This is a genomic window from Frigoribacterium sp. CFBP 8751 (genome assembly GCF_014841545.1).
In the GTDB taxonomy this organism is placed as follows: Bacteria; Actinomycetota; Actinomycetes; order Actinomycetales; family Microbacteriaceae; genus Frigoribacterium.
Genome location: NZ_JACYUB010000001.1, coordinates 216,786 through 235,426, shown reverse-complemented (window position 1 = coordinate 235,426; position 18,641 = coordinate 216,786). Strand labels below are relative to the sequence as shown.

Genomic DNA, 18,641 nt, shown 5'->3' with positions numbered 1-18,641 from the left:
GCGTAGCCTCGGTCCCATGCGTGCGATCGTGGTCGAGAAGGGCAGGGCCGCCGAGCTGAGAGAGCTCGACGAACCGGTCGCCGGGCCGGGTGACGTCGTCGTCGACGTCACCTGGTCCGGCGTCAACTACAAGGACGGGCTCGCCCTGCGCGGCGACCCCGGGGTCGCCCGGGTCGATCTACTCGTGCCCGGCATCGACCTGGTCGGCGTCGTGGCCTCTTCGGGCTCCCCACGCTTCGCACCGGGCGACGAGGTGCTCGTCAACGGTGCCGGCCACGGCGAGACCAGGCCCGGCGGCTTCGCCGAGCGCGTCGTGGTCGACCCGGGCAGCGCCGTGCTGGTCCCCCGCGGCATCGATGCTCGGCGTGCCGCCGCCATCGGCACGGCGGGGTTCACGGCGATGCTCAGCGTCCTCCGGCTCGAACGCGACGTCGGCCCGGACGACGGCGACGTCGTGGTGACCGGGGCGGCCGGAGGAGTCGGGTCGGTGGCGATCGCGGTGCTGAGCCGCCTCGGGTACTCGGTCAGCGCCTCCTCGGGTCGCGTCGCCGAGCAGGGCGACTACCTCCGCTCGCTCGGGGCCTCCACCCTGATCGACCGAGACGAGCTGTCCGGCGCGGGCAAGCCGATGCAGCGGGCCCGCTGGGCCGGCGGCGTCGACTCGGTCGGCAGCCACACCCTCGCCACCGTCCTGGCACAGACCCGCTGGGGCGGCACCGTGACGGCGTGCGGGCTCGCCCAGGGGGCCGACCTGCCGACGACGGTGCTGCCCTTCATCCTGCGGGGCGTGACCCTGGCCGGCGTGAACTCGGTGGACGCGCCGCTCGAGCTGCGGCAGCGTGCCTGGGACCGGCTGGCGCGAGACCTCGACCTCGACCTGCTCGACTCGATGACCGACGAGGTCGCCCTGGCCGACGTCGTGGACGCCGGCGAGGCGATCCTGGCGGGTCGGACCCGAGGCCGGACGGTCGTGCGGGTCGGCGCATCGCGAATCTAGAACTCCGGATCACCCATACGTACTCAGCCCACGGGTTTATGCTCGACATGTCGGCGACCGGTTCAGGGCCGGGTCGACGAATCCGACCGACCGCGGTGCCCCGCACCGACGACCGTCGCCACCCATCCGCACACACGACGGAGGCCCCCGATGCCGATCCCCCAGAACGACGACCAGACTCCCGCTCCCCGCCGCCTGCTGCGCGACGTCGTCTACGACAAGATGTTCGCCGCGATCATCGACGGCACCCTCGAGTTCGGCGAACGCCTGAACGACGACCAGCTCGTCGCCTGGCTCGGCGTCTCCCGCACGCCCGTCCGCGAGGCCATCGCCAAGCTCGCCGACCAGGCCCTGGTCGACATCGAGGCCAACCGATACACGCGCATCGTCGACCCCTCGTACGGCGAGTTCGTCGACACCGTCGACGTCGGTTACGCCGTCTGGTCGCTCTTCGTCGAGCGGGCCGTGCCCAAGCTCGACAAGGCTCAGCGTGCCGAGGTCGTCGGCCTGCTCGACACCCGGGCCAAGGCCTTCAAGGCGAAGAAGGAAGAAGACATCGCGGGCCTCGTACGGGCCAACGAGATCCTGCTGGCCGCGGCCGACAGCGAGTCCTTGACGCGCCTGTGGTCGAACACCGGCCCGCGCCTCCTGCTGCTGCTGCGTCGCCCGTCGGCCAACGGCATCTTCGACTACCCGCAGGCCCACGCGTTCACCGTCGCGTTCCGTGACGCCGTCAAGGCGGACGACGCCGAGGCGGCCGCCGCCGCCGTGCGCGAGCAGCCCGCGCGCCTCCAGGGCCTGTTCGACCAGGTGCGCGAGGCGGGCATCTACCGCGCGTGACCTCAGCTCCCCCCGCGGCCGCCCCGGCGCCGCCCGTGCTCGACGTCGTCGACGCGCGGGTGACCCGGGGCGGTCGTGATCTGCTGCACGACGTGTCGTTGCGAGTCGAGGCCGGCCAGCACTGGGCTCTGATCGGCCCCAACGGAGCCGGCAAGACCACGCTGCTGACGCTGTGCGGTGCGCTCGGCCATCCGACCGCCGGCACGGTCGACGTCCTCGGCCGACGCCTCGGACGCGTCGAGCTGAGCGAGCTCCGCCGTCACATCGGCCACGTCGACCCCCGCCACCGCATGGTGGGCGACAACACCGTGCGCGAGGTCGTGCTGAGCGGCTTCACCGGCAGCAGCGACCCGGTGCCCCGCTGGTCCCCCACCGACGAGCAGGAGGCGCGGGTCGTCGACCTCGTCGCGAGCGTCGGCCTCTCGTCCCGCATGTCGGCACGGTGGAGCGTCCTGTCCCAGGGCGAACGTGGTCGGGCCCTGATCGCCCGCGCCCTGGTCTCGCAGCCGGCCCTGCTGCTGCTCGACGAACCGGCGACGGGACTCGACGTCGCGGCACGGGAACACCTGCTCGACACCGTCGACGAGCTGCGCACGATCCACCCCGGGATGGCCTCGGTCACCGTCACCCACCACCTCGAGGACCTGCCGAGCAGCACGTCGCACGCCCTGCTGCTGCGCGACGGCGGGATCTTCGCCACCGGCCCGGCCGACGACGTGCTGACGTCCGACCTCGTGTCGGGGGCGTTCGACCACCCGCTCGTCATCGACCGGGCCGACGGTCGCTGGTCGGCCCGGGCCCGCCGCCGCTGACCCGACCGGTGCATCACGGCGCCCCGCGCAGCCGCTGCCGGAGTGCCCGCCGCCGGCCCACCCCGCCAACCCGCCACGATGTAAACAACCCGCCAAGAAATGATGTGGCGGGTTGTTTACCTCGTGGCGGGATGCGGCTGAGCAGGCATGGCCCCGAATGACGGGCACGCGAGCCCGGCGCGCAGAGTCGGCCGAGCCCCCGGCGAGCAGGAACGGAGGCGCGGCGCGCGCTCGAGCGGGCTAGTGCGGCGCCTGCGCGGCCGCGGCGGCCTTGGCCGCGGCGGGCACGGCGTCGAGGATGCGCGACACCACGTCGTCGTCGTGGGCCGCCGTGACGAACCACGCCTCGAACACCGACGGCGGCAGGTTGACCCCGGCGTCGAGCATGGCGTGGAAGAACGGCGGGTAGCGCCAGGTCTGCTGGGCGCGGACGTCGTCGTAGTCGTTCGGTGCCGTCGGCGTGAAGGCGAACGAGAAGAGGGACCCGGCGCGCTGGACGCTGTGCTCGACACCCTCGGCCGACAGGGCGGCCGAGACACCGGCCGACAGCTGGTCGGCGACGGTGTCGAGCCGGTCGTAGACCTCGGGCGTCGCGAGCCTGAGCGTGGCGATGCCCGCGGCGACGGCCACCGGGTTGCCGCTGAGCGTGCCCGCCTGGTACACCGGCCCGAGCGGGGCGAGAAAGTCCATCACCTCGGCACGTCCACCCAAGGCCGCCAGGGGCATGCCCCCGCCGATGACCTTGCCGAACGTGACGAGGTCGGGCTCCCACCCGGCGCCGTCCGGGACGACCTGGGCGGCCTCGAGACCCCACCAACCCGCGCGGCCCACACGGAAGCCGGTGAGCACCTCGTCGACGATCAGCAGCGAGCCGTGTCGTCTCGTGATCTCGGACAGGCTGCGGTTGAAGCCACGCTGCGGCGCGAGGACGCCCATGTTCGCGGCGGCCGCCTCGACGATGACGGCCGCGATGCGCGGGCCGTGCTCGTCGAAGGCCGCGCGCACGGCGTCGAGGTCGTTGTAGGGCAGGACGAGCGTCTGGGCCGCGGTCTCGGCCGTGATGCCGGCCGAGCCGGGCATCGACAGGGTGGCGACGCCCGAGCCGGCCTCGGCCAGCAGCGAGTCGGAGTGCCCGTGGTAGTGCCCGGCGAACTTCACGAGCAGGTCGCGACCGGTGTAGCCGCGGGCGAGACGGATGGCCGTCATGGTCGCCTCGGTGCCGGTGGACACCATGCGCAGCTTGCCGATCGGACGCTGGTCGCCGACGGCGACGCGTTCGCGGACCAGTTCGGCGAGTTCGGTCTCGGCCGGGGTCGACGCCCCGAACGACAGGCCGCGCGCGGCCGCCTGCTGCACGGCCTCGAGCACCTCGGGGTGGGTGTGCCCGAGGATCGCGGGGCCCCACGAGGCGACGAGGTCGACGTAGTCGCGCCCCTCGGCGTCGGTGACGTACGCACCCTGGGCGCCCACGAGGAACCGGGGCGTCCCGCCGACGGAGCCGTAGGCGCGGACGGGCGAGTTCACGCCGCCCGGGATGGACCGCTTGGCCCGGGTGAAGTAGGTGTCGTTGCTCTGCTCGGTCATCAGAACCGCTCTTTCTGGAGGCGCGTGGCCAGTTCGGTGGCCCAGTACGTGAGGATCGCGTCCGCCCCCGCCCGCTTGATCGACAGGACGCTCTCGTACGACGCGGCGTCGAGGTCGATCCAACCGTTCGCGGCGGCCGCGTGGATCATCGCGTACTCACCGCTGATCTGGTACGCCCAGACCGGCACGGTGCTGGTCGCGGCGGTCTCGGCGAGGACGTCGAGGTAGCTCATGGCCGGCTTGACCATGACGACGTCGGCACCCTCGGCGATGTCGAGGTCGACCTCGCGGAGGCCCTCGCGCCCGTTGGCGGCGTCCATCTGGTAGGTGCGGCGGTCACCGACGAGGGTCGACTGGACGGCCTCGCGGAAGGGGCCGTAGAAAGCGGAGGCGTACTTGGCCGCGTAGGCGAGAAGTGCCGTGCCGCCGAAGCCGGCCTCGTCGAGCGCGTCGCGGGCCGAGCCGATCTGGCCGTCCATCATGCCGCTCATGCCGATCAGCTGCGAGCCGGCCTCGGCCTGGACGACCGCCATCTCGTCGTAGCGGACCAGGGTGGCGTCGTTGTCGACCGAGCCGTCGGCGGCGAGGACGCCGCAGTGGCCGTGGTCGGTGAACTCGTCGAGGCAGAGGTCGGTCTGCACGACCAGCGCGCCCTGCGCGGCGTCGACGGCCACGCGGGTTGCCACGTTGAGGATGCCCTCGGGGTCGGTCGCGCCCGATCCGACGGCGTCCTTCTCGAGGGGTACGCCGAAGAGCATGACCCCGCCGACGCCGGCCTCGGCGGCCTGCTCGACGGCCCGGGGCAGGCTCGACAGGCTGTGGTGGGCGACGCCCGGCATGGACGAGATCGGGGTGGGTTCGTCGATGCCCTCGCGGACGAACATCGGCAGGACGAGATCGGCGGGGTGCAGGCGCGTCTCGGCCGTCAGGCGGCGCAGGGCAGGGGTGGCGCGGAGGCGACGGGGCCGCACTCGGGGGAAATCGGACATCAGTCCTTCTCGGTGGGGGGCGTTCCGGCGGACGGGCCGTCGAGGGCGTGGTCCACCACGGCCTCGACGAGGGCGGCCGCCGATCGGGTCTCGGCGATCAGGTGCACGGGCAGCCCCGCGGCACGGGCGTCGAAGGCGGTGCGCGGGCCGATGCACGCGACGAGGGTCTGCGGGGGCAGGGGCGCCAGCTGGGCGGCGATCTGGCGGGCCACGCTGCCCGAGGTCACGAGGAGGACGCCGATCGAGCCGTCGGCGACGCCGTCGCGCACCTCGGCCGAGACGGGCACTCCCACCGTGCGGTACGCCGAGACGAACTCGGCGTCGAACCCGCGGGCCGACAACCCGGCGACGAGGGTCGGCTCGGCCAGGTCGGACTGCGGCACGAGCACGCGACCGGTGACCTCGTCGGCCGGCCACTCCTTCACGAGTCCGCGGGCCGAGTTGTCGCCCTCGGGGACGAAGTCGACTCGGATGCCCGCCAGGCTCAGAGCGGCCGCGGTGGTCTCGCCGACCGCGGCGACGCGGGTCGACGCCGGGGGCCGGATGCCGTTGCCGACCAGGACGTCGACCGTCGTGGCGCTCGTGACGACGAGCCACTCGTAGACGCCGGACTCGAGGCGGGCCAGGGCGGCGGCGAGCAGCTCGGGCGTCTCGGCCGGGGCGAAGTTGATGAGGGGGGCGATCACCGGCGCGGCACCGCGCGACCGGAGCGAGGCCGCGACCCCGTCGCCCCACTTGCCACCGCGCGGCACCAGGACGCGCACGCCCTTGAGCGGCTTGTCGGCGGTCACGAGGCGCTGCCCAGGGGGTCACCGCCGGCCGGTCCGCCACCCAGCGGGGCGAACTCGGCCGCACCGGAGTCGAGCAACTCGTCGACGACACGGCCGGCGACCTCGTGGACGTCGGCGAGACGTGCGACGAGCGGGCCGTCGTCGAGGGAGACGGCATGCGACGAGCTGAGGCGTCGGCTGCCGTCGGGGCTGTAGACGGTCGCGCTGAGCAGCAGCAACCCGGCGTCGACGACCGCACTCGCACCGACGGGTGCCGCGCAACCGGCCTCGAGGCCGGCCAGCACGGCCCGCTCGGCCGTCACCACGAGACGGGTCTCAACGTCCTCGATGGCGGCCAGACCGCGGGCGAGTGCCTCGTCGGCGTCGCCTTCGCGGACCTCGACGGCCAACGACCCCTGGCCGGGCGCGCTGGGCCAGAAGCCGAGCCCCAGCAGTTCGGTCGCGGCGTCGAGGCGGCCCAGTCGGCCGAGACCCGCCGCGCTGAGCAGCACGGCGTCGAGGTCGACGCCGACGCGACCGAGCCGCGTGTCGACGTTGCCGCGGATGTCGACGACCTCGAGGTCGGGGCGTCGCGAGAGCAGCTGGGCGGCACGACGCGGTGACCCCGTGCCGACGCGAGCCCCCTGGGGCAGTCCCTCGAGGGTCAGTCCGTCACGGGCGCAGAGGGCGTCGCGGGCGTCCGCGCGTCCGGGCGTCGCGCCGATGACGAGACCGGGGTGCGTGGCGGTGGGCAGGTCTTTGAGCGAGTGCACGAGCGCGTCGCACTCGTCCGCCAGGAGCGCCTCACGCAGGGCGCTGGCGAACACGCCGGTGCCCCCGAGCGACACGAGCGACTCGCCGGTGCCCTGCGACCGGTCCCCCTCGGTCTTGATGCGGACGAGCTCGACGTCGTGGCCGGTCGCGGCGGCGATGCGGTCGGCGACGGTGGTCGACTGGGCGACGGCCAGGGCGCTGCCCCGGGTTCCGATGCGGATGGTCGCCACGGGGTCAGGGCACCAGCCCGGACAGGGCGGGCTTGAAGCCGAGTCGCACGTTCTCGCAGCAGCCGGGACGACACACGTCGTACCACGGCCCGAGATCGGTCACGTGGGGGCGGTCTTCGGCCGGCACGCCGTCACGACGCTCGAGCACGAGGTCGACCAGCCCGGTGACGTAGTTCGGGTCGATGCCCGGCGTCGGGGTGCGCGTCGCCCAGAAACCGTTCTTCTCGCTGGTCTCCATCGCCTCGTTGTCGAGGTCCCACATGACCTCCATGTGGTCGCTGACGAACCCGAGAGGCACGATGACCACGGCACGGGTCGGGCCGCCGGCCAGGTCGTCGATGGCGTCGTTGATGTCGGGCTCGAGCCACGGCATCGAGGGCGGGCCGCTGCGCGACTGGTAGACGAGCTGCCAGGGGACGGTCGTGCCGCCACCCTCGGGCAGGTCGAGGTCGAGTGCGGCCTCGGCGGCGGCCATGACGACCTCGGCGACGGCCTTGTGCTGGGCGGCGTAGGCGCCGTCGGCGTCGAAGCCGCGCGCCTCGGGGCCGCTCTTGGCCGCGTCGGTCGACGGGATCGAGTGCGTCGCGAACAGCACCTGGACCTCGGTCGACAGGTCGAGGCCCTCGTTCTCGGCGCGAGCCTCGACCAGCGCGTCGCGCACGCCGTCGATGAACGGCTGCACGAACCCGGGGTGGTCGAAGAACTGGCGCACCTTGTCGATCTGCATGGTGCCCTCGAGCCCGGTGGCGTCGAGCGCCATGGCGAAGTCCTCGCGGTACTGGCGGCACGAGCTGTAGGACGAGTAGGCGCTGGTCGCGACCGCGATGAGCTTGCGGAACCCGCGCTCGTCGGCCTCACGCACGGCGTCGGCCATGTAGGGCTGCCAGTTGCGGTTGCCCCAGATGACCGGCAGATCGATGCCGCGTCGCTCGAGTTCGGCCTCGAGGGCCGCCTTGAGCTCGCGGTTGTGCTCGTTGATCGGGCTGACGCCGCCGAAGTGGCGGTAGTGGGTCGCGACCTCTTCGAGCCGTTCTTCGGGGATGCCCCGACCGCGCGTGACGTTGCGCAGGAACGGGATGACGTCGTCCTGCCCCTCGGGCCCGCCGAAGCCGGCCAGCAGGATGGCGTCGTAGTCGGTCGGCTCGGAAACGTGCTCCGGGCCGGAGGCCGCGGCGGGGGTGGCGTTGCGGACGAGCTGCCCGTTGGTGATGTTGCTGGTGTCGGTCACGACAAGACCTCGATGATGTCGGTGGTGGGGATGCGTCGGCCCGTGAAGAACGGGATCTCTTCGCGGACGTGGCGGCGGGCCTCGGTGTAGCGCAGGTCGCGCATGAGGTCGACCAGTTGGACGAGCTCGGGAGCCTCGAGGGCGAGGATCCACTCGTAGTCGCCGAGCGAGAAGCTGGCGACCGTGTTCGTCAGGACCGCGCGGTGCTCGGAGCCCTGCTTGCCGTGCTCCGCGAGCATCTGGCGGCGCTCGGCCTCGGGCAGCAGGTACCACTCGTAGCTGCGCACGAACGGGTACACGGTCAGCCAGGTCTCGGGCGCCTTGCCCCGCATGAAGGCCGGGCTGTGGTTGCGCGAGAACTCGGCCTCGCGGTGCATGCCCATGGCGTTCCAGGTGGGCAGCAGGCCGCCCAGCACGTCGGTGCGCAGCAGTTGCCGGTAGGCCGACTGGACGGCCTCGGGCACCTCGCCGTGCAGCCAGATCATGATGTCGGCGTCGGCCCGCAGGGCGCTGACGTCGTAGAAGCCGCGCACGGTGACGCCGAGCCCGGCGAGGGCGTCGACGACGGCGTCGAGCTGCGGGACGTCGTCGAGCTCGGGGGCGTAGGGGTTCTGCGGGTCGCGACGCAGGACCGCCCAGAGCGTGTAGCCGAGGCGTTCGACGGGCGGCGGGGTGCTCGCCGCCTCGTCACCGGACTCGGTCTGGACGGGTGCTGCGGGTGAATCGGACGTCGGCAGATCGGGCGCTGCCGCATCGGCGCTGGAACTCATGCAGTCATTCTCCCTCTCGGCACGCTGGGAGCCCAACCAGGTTGCTCCCGGTCGAGCGAACGGGTCCGGGTGCTCGTCGGGGACGAGCCGTCGGGCGAGCCCGGCGACCGGTCAGCGGCGCTTGACGACCGCGACGACGACGCCCGCGACGGCCAGGGCGCCCGCCCCGGCGGCGGCGAGCCACGGGGTCTTGTCGCGGTCGAACGACGCCTTGGCGCGGTGCCCGGCGATGCCCAACTGCTTGGGCACGTTCAGTTTGTCCTCGAGCTCGTTGAGGGTCGCGGCGAGCTCGGCGCGCGTGCGGTCGATGTGGGCCTGGATGTCGCTGCTGTCGCTCACGGTGCTCCTGTCGGGAACGGGAAGGGTGGGGGTGTCGAGGAGGCGCGTCAGCGCTCGTCGAGGCGGGCGCCGGGGATCGACCCCACGCCCTTGACGGCCTTGAGGTCGGCCTTGAGGCTCGCGATGGTCTTCTCGGGAACCGCGGGGAGCCCCTTCTTGATGGCCTTGTACCCGAGGAACGCGAGCAGGGCCGCGACGAGCAACAGCACGCCGGCGACGATGAGGGCCGAGGCCCAGCCGGGAAGCCAGATGGCGAGCAAGAGGACGATGCCGGTCAGCAGGACGCCGAGCATCGCGAAGACGAAGACCAGGGCCCCGACCAGGAAGCCGGCACCGATGCCGAAGGCCTTGAGCGTGCCGATGACCTCGTACTTGAGCAGGGCCAGCTCGCCCTTGACCAGGTCGGTGACCAGCGTGGGGACGTCCTGCACCAGGGCGAAGAGCGATCGCGGCCTGGTCTTGTGCCGCACCTTGTCGCTGCGCGTCGAGTCGGTCATTTCTTGCGGCCGCCGCCGAAGGCCTTGGAGATTCCGCGGGTGATGCCCGTGACGACGGCGTCGACGCCGTCGGCCGTCTTGGCACCGGCGAAGTCCTGGCCCTTGGCGACCTGGCGCTGCACGGCCCGGCTGTTCCAGACCTTGGACGCCCTCTCGGTGATCTGCTCGTACCGGTCGTGGCCGGCGCGGGCGCCCAGCACGAATCCGACAGCGGCTCCGGCGACGAAGATCAGTTTGCCTCGCACGGGGGACTCCATTCGTGGTCGTACGCGCGACGGCATGTGCCGCACACGTCCCTCCAATGTAGCCCGAGGCGGGCGGCCGACGCCCGCGCCGGACCGAAGCGGTCCGACCCCGAGGCCTCAGTCGCGGGACGGGGGCGACGAGAGCGCCGCCACCAGGGTGGCGGCCTGACGACGCGAGTGGGCGACGATCGCGGCGAGCCCGCGGCCCGCCACCGCGCCTCCGGCCTGGACGACCTCGACCACGGGCTCGGTGACGGCCGCCGCCTCGGCCCGGCGCGGGGCGTCCCAGGTGGCCCGGCCGAAGCCGACCAGGTGACGCTCGGCGAGGTCGACGCCGAGCAGGGTCGAGGCGTCGGCGAGCGCCGCGTCGCGCACCTCGACGTCGGGCGTGCCGCGGTCGACGACGGGTGAGTCGAAGCTGAGCCGCAGCACGTGGCGTCCCCCGGCGAGCTCGGCCAGCCAGCTCCACTTGACGGTCGCGTGGGTGAGGGCCTTGGCGCGCAGTCCGGTCGAGCCGGGGGCGACGAGCACGCCCGTGCCCCGGGGCGCCGCGTCGAGCTCGGGCCGGTCGACGACGAGGGTCGCGAGGGTGATCGCTCCGGGCGGCACCGAGGAGGCGCGGGTCGTCAGGGCCACCGCGTCGTGGTCTCCCACGGCCAGCACGACCCGTCTCGCCCGGACGTGCTCACCGCCGGCGGTCTCGACGCTCGTCTCGTCGATCGAGCGGACGCGGGTGCCGAGACGGACGTCGACGCCGTGCCGCTCGAGGTCGGCGACGATCGGGTCGACCAGTCGCGCGAGGCCGCCGCGGATGCCCGCCACCGCCGAACCGGCCGGGGCCAGGGCCCGCAGCCCGAGCACGGCGGCGGCGAGGCTGCCCTCGCGCTGCAGGGCCGAGCGCAGCCCGGGGGCGACGCGGTCGACGGCGAGGAGGTCGGGGTGGAGCGAGTGGACGCCCGAGACGATGGGGCTGACGAGCCGGTCGACGACCGCCTCACCCATGCGGGCGCGGACGAGACCCCCCAGGGTGGTTTCTTCGGTCCCGACCTCGGCCGGCAGGTCGGCGTCGGCGAGTGCGCGCCTCACCCCGTCCTCGCCGACGACGGCCCGGACGTCGGCGGCGGACGGATCGCCGGGGATGCCGAGCAACCCCGTGCGCGGGATCGGGAACGACTCACCGTCGGCTTCGTGCAACCAGGCGCCGCGGGGGTCCGGCAGGACGATGTCGTCGCCGAGACCGAGTTCGGTGGCGAAGCCGGCGACCGTGCCGCCACGGGTCGCGAAGCTCTCGGCGCCGGCGTCGAGCGCGATGCCGGCGACGACGTGTCGCGAGACCTCGCCGCCGAGACGGTCGGACGCCTCGAACAGGACGACGCTCAGCCCGGCGGCGGCCAGGTCGCGGGCGAGCACGATGCCGCCCATGCCGCCGCCCACCACGGCGACGTCGACGACGGCGCCCGGGGTGACGACGGGGGGGGTCACAGCGTGTGGGCGAGCTCGACGATGCGGGTGAGCACGTCGGGGTCGGTGTCGGGGCTGACGCCGTGGCCGAGGTTGAGGACGTGCGCCGGGGCCGCCCGACCACGCTCGACCACGTCGCGGACGTGCGCCTCGAGCACGGCCCACGGCGCCTGCAGCATGGCCGGGTCGATGTTGCCCTGCACCGGGGTCGAGCCGCCGAGGCGACGCGAGGCCTCGTCGAGCGGGATGCGCCAGTCGACGCCGACGGCGTCGGTGCCGACGTCGCGCATGGCGGTCAGCACCTCGCCGCTGCCCACGCCGAAGTGGATGCGCGGAACGTCGAGGTCGGCGACGTGCGACAGCGCCCGGGCCGAGTGGCGGGCGACGTGCGCGGTGTAGTCGGCCAGCGAGAGCGACCCGACCCACGAGTCGAACAGCTGGGCGGCGCTCGCACCCGCCAGGACCTGCGCCCGCAGGAAGGCGCCGGTCACGTCGGCGGCCCAGGTGAGAAGGGCGTCCCAGGTCTCGGGGTCGCTGTGCATCAGGGCGCGGGCGCGGATGTGGTCCTTCGACGGCCCGCCCTCGACGAGGTAGGCGGCGAGGGTGAACGGTGCACCGGCGAACCCGATCAGCGGCGTGCTGCCGAGCTGCGCGACGGTCTGGGCGACGCCCGCGGTGATCGGGGCCAGCGCCTCCGGATCGAGGGGCCGCAGGGCCGCGACGTCGGCCGCCGTGCGGATCGGCGTCTCGAGCACCGGCCCGCGACCCGGGACGATGTCGACCGCGACGCCGGCCAGCTTGATCGGCACGACGATGTCGCTGAAGAAGATGCCGGCGTCGACACCGTGACGGCGGACCGGCTGCAGCGTGATCTCGCTCGCCAGGTCGGGCGTGAGGCAGGCGTCGAGCATCTTGGTGCCGACGCGCAGCTCGCGGTACTCGGGCAGCGAGCGCCCCGCCTGGCGCATGAACCACACCGGCAGCGTCTCGGGCCGGTCGCCGCGCAACGCGCGGACCAGAGGCGAACGCGTCGTGAGGCCGGCGGCTAGCGGGTGCTGCTCGGGCAGGGCGGAGGTCTGGGTCACGTGGTCGATTGTCCCATCGCCCGCTGGACGTCGCGTCGAGGCGACCCACCGCCGGCCCCGCCACGGCGGGACCGTCTCGGCCGGGTCGCCTCGAACGCGCGAGCGGACGAGGAGGCGCGGGTCAGGAGACCGCGACGACCATCTTCCCGACGTTGTCGCCGCGCATGAGCCCGGTGAAGGCGTCGAACGCGTTGTCGATGCCCTCGACGACGGTCTCGTCGTACACGACGTCGCCGGCGGAGAGCCAGGGGCCCATCTCGGCCTGGAACGCGGGTGCGAGGTGGCGGTAGTCGCCCAGCGTGAAGCCCTTCATCGTCAGACCGCGGGTGACCATGTTCGTCATCCCCGTGATGCCGACCGGGGCACCGGTCGAGTTGTAGTTCGCGATCGAGCCGCAGAGCGCGGCGCGGCCGCCGGTGCGGAACGAGGCGAGGGCGGCCGACAGGTGGTCGCCGCCGACGTTGTCGAAGTAGAGGTCGATGCCGTCGGGCGCGGCCTCGGCGAGCAACTCGGAGACGTCGCCGTCCCTGTAGTTGAACGCGGCGTCGAAGCCGTACTTCGAGGTCAGCAGCTCGACCTTCTCGGCCGAGCCGGCGCTGCCGATCACGCGCGAGGCTCCCTTGAGGCGCGCGATCTGGCCGACCATGGTGCCGACGGCCCCGGCGGCGCCCGAGACGAAGACGACGTCGCCCTCGCGGATGCCGGCGATCTCGGTGAGGCCGACGTACGCCGTGAGGCCCGTGAGGCCGAGCACGCCCAGGTACGCCGACAGGGGCACGCCGTCGACGGGCTGCACGGCACGGAACGTGGACGCGCCTCCCTGGGCCACGTCCCGCCAGCCCTGCTCGTGGAGCACGACGGTGCCGACCGGCAGGTCGTCCGACCGCGACTCGACGACGCGGCCGACGGCACCGCCGGTCATGGTCTCGCCGAGGGCGAAGGGCGGGACGTACGACTTCACGTCGTTCATGCGACCGCGCATGTAGGGGTCGACCGACAGGAACTCGTTCTGCACGCGGACCTCGCCGTCGCCCAGCTCGGGCAGGGTCACCTCGACGCGGGCGACGTCGTCGGGGGTGGGCTCGCCGTGCGGGCGGGCGACGAGCTGCCACTGGGTGCTGGTGGTCGAGGTCATGGTGTCTCCTTGGTTCGATGCGGTGCGGGCCGGTGGCCGGAATGCGGCCCCGGGCTCCGTTGTTGCAAGCTGCAACCGTGGTGTGGCATTCCCGGCCACTCGACGTCGAGTCAACGCCCAGCCGAAAACGCCGATCAGAGTTAGGATCACTCAGTGCTCATCTGCCTCACGGCGTCCCACCAGAACGCCAGCTTCGACCTCCTCGAGAGGCTGAGCATCGGCGCACCCTCGGCGGCGGGCACCCTGGTCGACGGCAGCGACTTCGTCAGCGGAGCGGTCGTGCTCGCGACCTGCAACAGGTTCGAGGCCTATCTCGACGTCGACGAGCCCCTCACGGCCGGCAGCGCCCTCGCCGTCGAGGCCACGATCGAGACCATGAGCACCGCCAGCGGCGTCGAGCCCGACGACCTGCGCGACAGCGTGCGGGTCATCACGGGCGACGAGGTCGTCGAGCACCTCTTCGCCGTCAGCTCGGGCCTCGAGTCGGTCGTCGTCGGCGAGGACGAGATCTCGGGCCAGGTGCGGCGTTCGCTCGAACGCGCCCGCCACGACGGCACCACCTCCCGCGACCTCGAGCGCCTCTTCCAGAAGGCGTCCCAGACCTCGCGCGGCATCAAGAACCAGACGAACGTCGGAGGCGCGGGTCGCTCACTCGTGCGCCTCGCCCTCGAACTGGCGTCCTCACGGGTGACCGACTGGTCCGAGGCGCGCGTCCTCATCGTGGGCACCGGCCAGTACGCCGCCACCACCGTGGCCGCCCTCCGCGACCGCGGCGCCGACCAGCTCGCCGTCTACTCGGGTTCGGGCCGCGCCGAGTGGTTCGGCCTCAAGCACGCCGCGACGCCCTACGACGACCTCGCCACCGCCGTCGCCTGGAGCGACGTGCTCATCACCTGCACCTCGACCACCGAGCCGGTCGTCACCCGCGACGTCGTGCAGCCCGGCGGTCGCCGCCTCGTGATCGACCTCGGCCTGCCCCGCAACGTCGACCCGCTCGTCTCGGGCGTCGAGGGCGTCGAGCTGCTCGACCTCGAGACCATCAGCCTGCACGCCCCGTTGCCCCAGCTCAGCGCGGCCGACGACGCCCGCGCCCTCGTCTCGTCGGCGGCCGCCGAGTTCCAGGCCGTCGCCGCCGAGCAGTCGCTCACCCCGTCGGTCGTCGCGCTGCGCAAGCACGTCTTCGACCTGCTCGACGCCGAGATCGAACGGGCGCGGTCGCGCGGCGACTCGTCCGAGCGCACCGAGTCGGCCCTGCGGCACCTCGCCGGCGTCCTGCTGCACACCCCCTCCGTCCGGGCACGCGAACTGGCCCGCGAGGGCCGGGGCGACGAGTTCCGCGACGGTCTCGAGGCGCTGTTCGGCGTGACCGACGCGCGCCGCGCCTCCTCGTCCTCGCCGCTGCGCGCGATCGACGACGAGCGTCAGGCCTCGGCGGGCTGACCGCCGTCGCGACACGACGTCCCCCGGTCGTGCCCGAAGATGGCCTGATGGACACCATCGTCGTCAGCGCGCTCGCCCTCGTCCGCGACCGGCGGATGCTGATGGTCACGGCGCGGGGTCGTGACGTGCTCTACCTGCCGGGCGGCAAGCGGGAGGCCGGCGAGACCGCGGCCGAGGCGCTGGTGCGAGAATCGCGCGAGGAGGTCGGCGTCGAACTCGACCCGGTGACCGTGACCGAACTCTTCACGGTCGTGACGCAGGCACACGGCGAACCCGAGGGCCGACAGGTCGCCATGACGGTCTTCGCCGCCGAGCTCGCGGCGACGAGCCCCGAACCGGCTCCCGCCGCCGAGGTCGGCGCGGTGCACTGGGTGACCTCGGCCGACGCCGACCGGTGCCCGCCGGCCGGGGTCGCGACGCTCGATCGCCTGAAGCGGCTCGACCTGGTCGACTGAACCGACGCACGGCGCACGCGGTCGCTCAGTGCACGTACTCGAGCACGTCGGTGCCCACAACCCGCAGGGCGTCGAGCGCGCGGAGACGGTGGGCGAGCGTCAGGTCGTCGAAGGTGACGATCACGCAGTACGCGACGCTGCGGTGAGGACCGCGCAGCACCCCGAGCTCGGAGCGCACCCCCGGGTCGCCGCCCGTCGCGTGGACGATCTGGAGGTCGTGGTCGAGACGTCGGTGCCCGAGCGGATCGAGTCCGAACGGTGCGGCGACGAGCGACGTGTCGGCACCCAGCGACAGCCAGCCGAGCACGCGGTTCGACACGGCCCGGTCGACGACCTCGCCTCGGGCCAGGGACACCATCAGGCCGGCCAACTCGTGGGCCGAGCCGACGGCGAGCGCGGGCGCGTCGTCGGGGCCGCGCGACGACCGCGTGACGTCGAGGAGGGCGGTCTTCGTGAGACCGAGCGACTCGCCCCGTGCCCGCACCGCGGCCAAGCCGACCCGCCCGATGAGCGCGTCGATCGCGGCCGCGTCGCGGAAGGCCCCGACGAGCGTCGCCGCGTCGGTCACCGGGAGGCTCGTCCGGCGGAGGTAGGGCCAGAGACCGCCGGGCCCCTGGTCGCCGGGATCGCCCGGCCGGTCGAGTTCGTCGAGCGGGCGCAGCGTGCCGTCCTCGATGCGGGCCGACACCTCGATCAGCAGCAGGACGGCCCCGAGCTGCCCGACCGGCAGCGCCAGGTGCTCGTCGACGCCCAGCAGGTCGACGCCCGAGTCGAGGTCGCTGACCGACGCCGAGACCTGACCACCCGCGAGGGCCAGATCGCCCAGGGCCGCGAACGACGACGAGAACGACTCGAGCGCGCGACCGCCGCCGTGACGCGGCTCGTGGTCGGCGCCGTCGGCGTTCTCGCGGCGGGCGCGGCGCCCGGGCCCCGGACCTACCAAATCGTGACGCGCTCCTCGGCCGGCAGCCACAGCGCGTCGCTCTCGGTGACGCCGAAGGTCGTGTAGAACTCGTCGATGTTGCGCACGATCTGGTTGCAGCGGAACTCGTTCGGCGAGTGCGGGTCGATCGAGACGAGGCGGATCGCCTCTTCGTCGCGCAGCTTGATCTGCCAGGCCTGGGCCCAGCTGAGGAAGAACCGCTCGGCGCCGGTCAGGCCGTCGATCACGGGCGGCTCGCTGCCGTCGAGCGAGATGAGGTAGGCCTTCCAGGCGATCGAGAGGCCCCCGAGGTCGCCGATGTTCTCGCCGATCGTCAGGGCCCCGTTGACGTGGTGGTCGGGCACCTGCTTCGGGGCCAGCGCGTCGTACTGCGCGATGAGCGACGAGGTGAGCTTCTCGAAGGCCTCACGGTCGGCGGGGGTCCACCAGTCGGTCAGCTTGCCGTCGCCGTCGTACTTCGAGCCCTGGTCGTCGAAGCCGTGGCCGATCTCGTGGCCGATGACGGCGCCGATGGCCCCGTAGTTGGCGGCGGCGTCGCGGTTCTCGTCGAAGAACGGGAACTGCAGGATCGCCGCGGGGAAGACGATCTCGTTCATGCCCGGGTTGTAGTACGCGTTGATGGTCTGCGGCGTCATGAACCACTCGTCACGGTCGAGCGGCTTGCCGATCTTGCCCAGCTCGCGGTCGAACCCGAAGGCGGCGGTGGCGCGCACGTTGCCGACCAGGTCGGCGGGGTCGATCGACAGGGCCGAGTAGTCGCGCCATGTCGAGGGGAAACCGATCTTGGGCGTGAACTTCTCGAGTTTGTCGAGGGCCCGGGCACGGGTCTCGTCGGTCATCCACTCGAGGCCCGTGATGCTCTGACGGTAGGCCTCGACGAGGTGGGCGACGAGGACGTCCATCGCCGTCTTGGCCTCGGGTGCGAAGTGCCGCTCGACGTAGATGCGGCCGACGGCCTCGCCGAGGGCGCCCTCGACGAGCGAGACGCCGCGCTTCCAACGGGCGCGCTGCACGGGGGTGCCCGTGAGGGTGCGACCGTAGAAGCCGAAGTTCGCCTCGACGAACGGCGTCGACAGGTAGGCGGCCGTCGAGCGGACGATCTGCCAGCGCAGCCAGTCGCGCCAGGCGTCGACGCGGTCGTCGGTCAACAACGTGGCCAGCCCGGTCACGAACGACGGCTCGCGCACGACGAGCTCGTCGAAGACGCCGGCCGGGCCGCCGACGGCGTCACGCCAGGCCGTCAGGTCGACCCCGTCGGCGAGCGCGTCGAACTCGGCCCAGGGCAGCAGGTTGTAGGTCTTGTCGCTGTCGCGGGTGGCGACGTTGCTCCAGTGGTGCGAGGCGAGGGCGGTCTCGAGCTCGATCACCCGGTCGGCGCGGGACGAGGCGTCGTCGAGGCCGGCGAGCCCGAGCATCTGCTCGACGAACGCCCGATAGGCGGTCCGCACGGACTCGAACTTCTCGTCGCGGTAGTACGACTCGTCGGGCAGGCCGAGGCCGCCTTGTTCGACGAAGACGACGTAGCGCTCGGGGTCGCCCGGGTCGTTGTCGACGAAGAGCTGCACGAAGCTCGGCATGCCCTGCTTCTCGAGCGAGCCCAGGAGGCGCGTGAACGAGGTCACGTCGGTGACCGTCTCGACCTCGGCCAGGAGCGGTTCGAGGGGTGCGGCGCCGAGCGCCTCGATGCGCTCCTCGTCGGTGAAGCTGGTGAAGAGGTCGCCGACCTTGCGGGCCTCGGTGCCGGGCTCGGCGGACTGCGACTCGACCACGATCTCGCGGACGGCCTTCTCGGCCTCTTCGGCGAGCAGGTAGAAGGAGCCGTAACGCGCCTTGTCGTCGGGGATCTCGGTGCGGTCGATCCATGCGCCGTTGACGTGCCGGAAGAGGTCGTCCTGCGGGCGGACCGCCGGGTCGAGTTCGTCGGTCTGGATTCCGCTGCTCAGTGCGTCGCTGGTCATGCTCGTCAGCCTAGGTGAGGCCCCCGACGGCGGGCCGGGCCGAACCCTCTGCGGCCCGAGCGGGCGAGGCCGTCTCAGGAAACACGGAG

At 72.8% G+C, this 18,641-nt stretch carries 19 protein-coding genes; 5 read left to right on the top strand and 14 right to left on the bottom strand.

Annotation, left to right across the window (positions count from 1 at the left end):
* Positions 1-16 precede the first annotated feature (16 nt).
* From IFT88_RS01210 to IFT88_RS01200, 3 genes are all read left to right on the top strand, one after another.
* Positions 17-997: an MDR family oxidoreductase gene (locus IFT88_RS01210; protein WP_192118433.1), complete on the top strand. Its 981-nt coding sequence runs from the start codon at positions 17-19 to the stop codon at positions 995-997.
* A gap of 150 nt (positions 998-1,147) precedes the next feature.
* On the top strand, positions 1,148-1,837 hold the full coding sequence (locus tag IFT88_RS16765; RefSeq protein ID WP_052505395.1) for a GntR family transcriptional regulator: 690 nt from the start codon (positions 1,148-1,150) through the stop codon (positions 1,835-1,837).
* Positions 1,834-2,649 carry an ABC transporter ATP-binding protein gene (locus tag IFT88_RS01200; RefSeq protein ID WP_342212039.1) on the top strand — a complete coding sequence of 272 codons (816 nt, stop codon included), beginning with the start codon at positions 1,834-1,836 and terminating at the stop codon, positions 2,647-2,649. The genes IFT88_RS16765 and IFT88_RS01200 overlap by 4 nt, the downstream gene beginning before the upstream one ends.
* Positions 2,650-2,889: 240 nt before the next feature.
* On the opposite strand, the gene hemL is transcribed toward IFT88_RS01200, so the two are convergent.
* The 12 genes from hemL to IFT88_RS01140 form a co-directional block, all read right to left on the bottom strand.
* A complete protein-coding gene (gene hemL, locus IFT88_RS01195; protein ID WP_192118431.1) occupies positions 2,890-4,233 on the bottom strand; it encodes a glutamate-1-semialdehyde 2,1-aminomutase in 1,344 nt (447 codons plus the stop codon).
* A complete protein-coding gene (gene hemB, locus IFT88_RS01190) occupies positions 4,233-5,222 on the bottom strand; it encodes a porphobilinogen synthase (protein WP_192118429.1) in 990 nt (329 codons plus the stop codon). Before hemB ends, hemL begins: the two co-directional genes overlap by 1 nt.
* Positions 5,222-6,013 (bottom strand): uroporphyrinogen-III synthase, encoded by a 792-nt coding sequence (locus IFT88_RS01185; protein WP_043595220.1) that lies wholly within the window; start codon positions 6,011-6,013, stop codon positions 5,222-5,224. Before IFT88_RS01185 ends, hemB begins: the two co-directional genes overlap by 1 nt.
* Entirely contained in the window at positions 6,010-6,996 is a 987-nt protein-coding gene (hemC, locus tag IFT88_RS01180; RefSeq protein WP_192118427.1) for a hydroxymethylbilane synthase, read from the bottom strand. Before hemC ends, IFT88_RS01185 begins: the two co-directional genes overlap by 4 nt.
* Before the next feature lie 4 nt (positions 6,997-7,000).
* Entirely contained in the window at positions 7,001-8,224 is a 1,224-nt protein-coding gene (locus IFT88_RS01175) for a ferrochelatase (RefSeq protein ID WP_082059997.1), read from the bottom strand.
* Positions 8,221-8,994, bottom strand: coding sequence for a hydrogen peroxide-dependent heme synthase (hemQ, locus tag IFT88_RS16920; RefSeq protein WP_082059998.1), 774 nt, complete (start codon positions 8,992-8,994; stop codon positions 8,221-8,223). The genes IFT88_RS01175 and hemQ overlap by 4 nt, the downstream gene beginning before the upstream one ends.
* A 111-nt stretch (positions 8,995-9,105) precedes the next feature.
* On the bottom strand, positions 9,106-9,333 hold the full coding sequence (locus IFT88_RS01165; protein ID WP_043595223.1) for a DUF3618 domain-containing protein: 228 nt from the start codon (positions 9,331-9,333) through the stop codon (positions 9,106-9,108).
* Between the two features lie 47 nt (positions 9,334-9,380).
* On the bottom strand, positions 9,381-9,830 hold the full coding sequence (locus tag IFT88_RS01160; protein WP_054147459.1) for a phage holin family protein: 450 nt from the start codon (positions 9,828-9,830) through the stop codon (positions 9,381-9,383).
* Positions 9,827-10,075 carry a hypothetical protein gene (locus IFT88_RS01155; RefSeq protein ID WP_043595360.1) on the bottom strand — a complete coding sequence of 83 codons (249 nt, stop codon included), beginning with the start codon at positions 10,073-10,075 and terminating at the stop codon, positions 9,827-9,829. The genes IFT88_RS01160 and IFT88_RS01155 overlap by 4 nt, the downstream gene beginning before the upstream one ends.
* Before the next feature lie 117 nt (positions 10,076-10,192).
* Complete coding sequence (locus tag IFT88_RS01150) at positions 10,193-11,557, bottom strand: protoporphyrinogen/coproporphyrinogen oxidase (RefSeq protein ID WP_342212038.1); 1,365 nt, start codon at positions 11,555-11,557, stop codon at positions 10,193-10,195.
* Positions 11,554-12,621, bottom strand: a complete 1,068-nt coding sequence (gene hemE / locus IFT88_RS01145) for a uroporphyrinogen decarboxylase (protein ID WP_342212037.1) — start codon at positions 12,619-12,621, stop codon at positions 11,554-11,556. Before hemE ends, IFT88_RS01150 begins: the two co-directional genes overlap by 4 nt.
* 121 nt (positions 12,622-12,742) lie before the next feature.
* Positions 12,743-13,756: an NADP-dependent oxidoreductase gene (locus IFT88_RS01140; RefSeq protein WP_192118425.1), complete on the bottom strand. Its 1,014-nt coding sequence runs from the start codon at positions 13,754-13,756 to the stop codon at positions 12,743-12,745.
* Between the two features lie 153 nt (positions 13,757-13,909).
* Here IFT88_RS01140 and IFT88_RS01135 point away from each other — a divergent pair, with 153 nt between their 5' ends.
* Entirely contained in the window at positions 13,910-15,196 is a 1,287-nt protein-coding gene (locus IFT88_RS01135) for a glutamyl-tRNA reductase (protein ID WP_192118423.1), read from the top strand.
* A 47-nt stretch (positions 15,197-15,243) separates the two neighbouring features.
* Positions 15,244-15,651: an NUDIX hydrolase gene (locus IFT88_RS01130; RefSeq protein WP_192118421.1), complete on the top strand. Its 408-nt coding sequence runs from the start codon at positions 15,244-15,246 to the stop codon at positions 15,649-15,651.
* Between the two features lie 25 nt (positions 15,652-15,676).
* Here IFT88_RS01130 and IFT88_RS01125 read toward each other — a convergent pair whose 3' ends face one another.
* Positions 15,677-16,594 (bottom strand): serine hydrolase, encoded by a 918-nt coding sequence (locus IFT88_RS01125; RefSeq protein ID WP_082452537.1) that lies wholly within the window; start codon positions 16,592-16,594, stop codon positions 15,677-15,679.
* Positions 16,588-18,552 (bottom strand): M13 family metallopeptidase, encoded by a 1,965-nt coding sequence (locus tag IFT88_RS01120; protein ID WP_192118420.1) that lies wholly within the window; start codon positions 18,550-18,552, stop codon positions 16,588-16,590. Before IFT88_RS01120 ends, IFT88_RS01125 begins: the two co-directional genes overlap by 7 nt.
* Positions 18,553-18,641 lie beyond the last annotated feature (89 nt).

What these genes read in the sequence shown, in the direction of transcription:
- hemQ (WP_082059998.1), bottom strand. Translation starts at nt 8,994, where the DNA reads ATGAGTTCCAGCGCCGATGCGGCAGCGCCCGATCTGCCGACGTCCGAT.
- IFT88_RS01140 (WP_192118425.1), bottom strand. Translation starts at nt 13,756, where the DNA reads ATGACCTCGACCACCAGCACCCAGTGGCAGCTCGTCGCCCGCCCGCAC.
- IFT88_RS01130 (WP_192118421.1), top strand. Translation starts at nt 15,244, where the DNA reads ATGGACACCATCGTCGTCAGCGCGCTCGCCCTCGTCCGCGACCGGCGG.
- IFT88_RS01120 (WP_192118420.1), bottom strand. Translation starts at nt 18,552, where the DNA reads ATGACCAGCGACGCACTGAGCAGCGGAATCCAGACCGACGAACTCGAC.
- IFT88_RS01210 (WP_192118433.1), top strand. Translation starts at nt 17, where the DNA reads ATGCGTGCGATCGTGGTCGAGAAGGGCAGGGCCGCCGAGCTGAGAGAG.
- hemL (WP_192118431.1), bottom strand. Translation starts at nt 4,233, where the DNA reads ATGACCGAGCAGAGCAACGACACCTACTTCACCCGGGCCAAGCGGTCC.
- IFT88_RS01160 (WP_054147459.1), bottom strand. Translation starts at nt 9,830, where the DNA reads ATGACCGACTCGACGCGCAGCGACAAGGTGCGGCACAAGACCAGGCCG.
- hemB (WP_192118429.1), bottom strand. Translation starts at nt 5,222, where the DNA reads ATGTCCGATTTCCCCCGAGTGCGGCCCCGTCGCCTCCGCGCCACCCCT.
- IFT88_RS16765 (WP_052505395.1), top strand. Translation starts at nt 1,148, where the DNA reads ATGCCGATCCCCCAGAACGACGACCAGACTCCCGCTCCCCGCCGCCTG.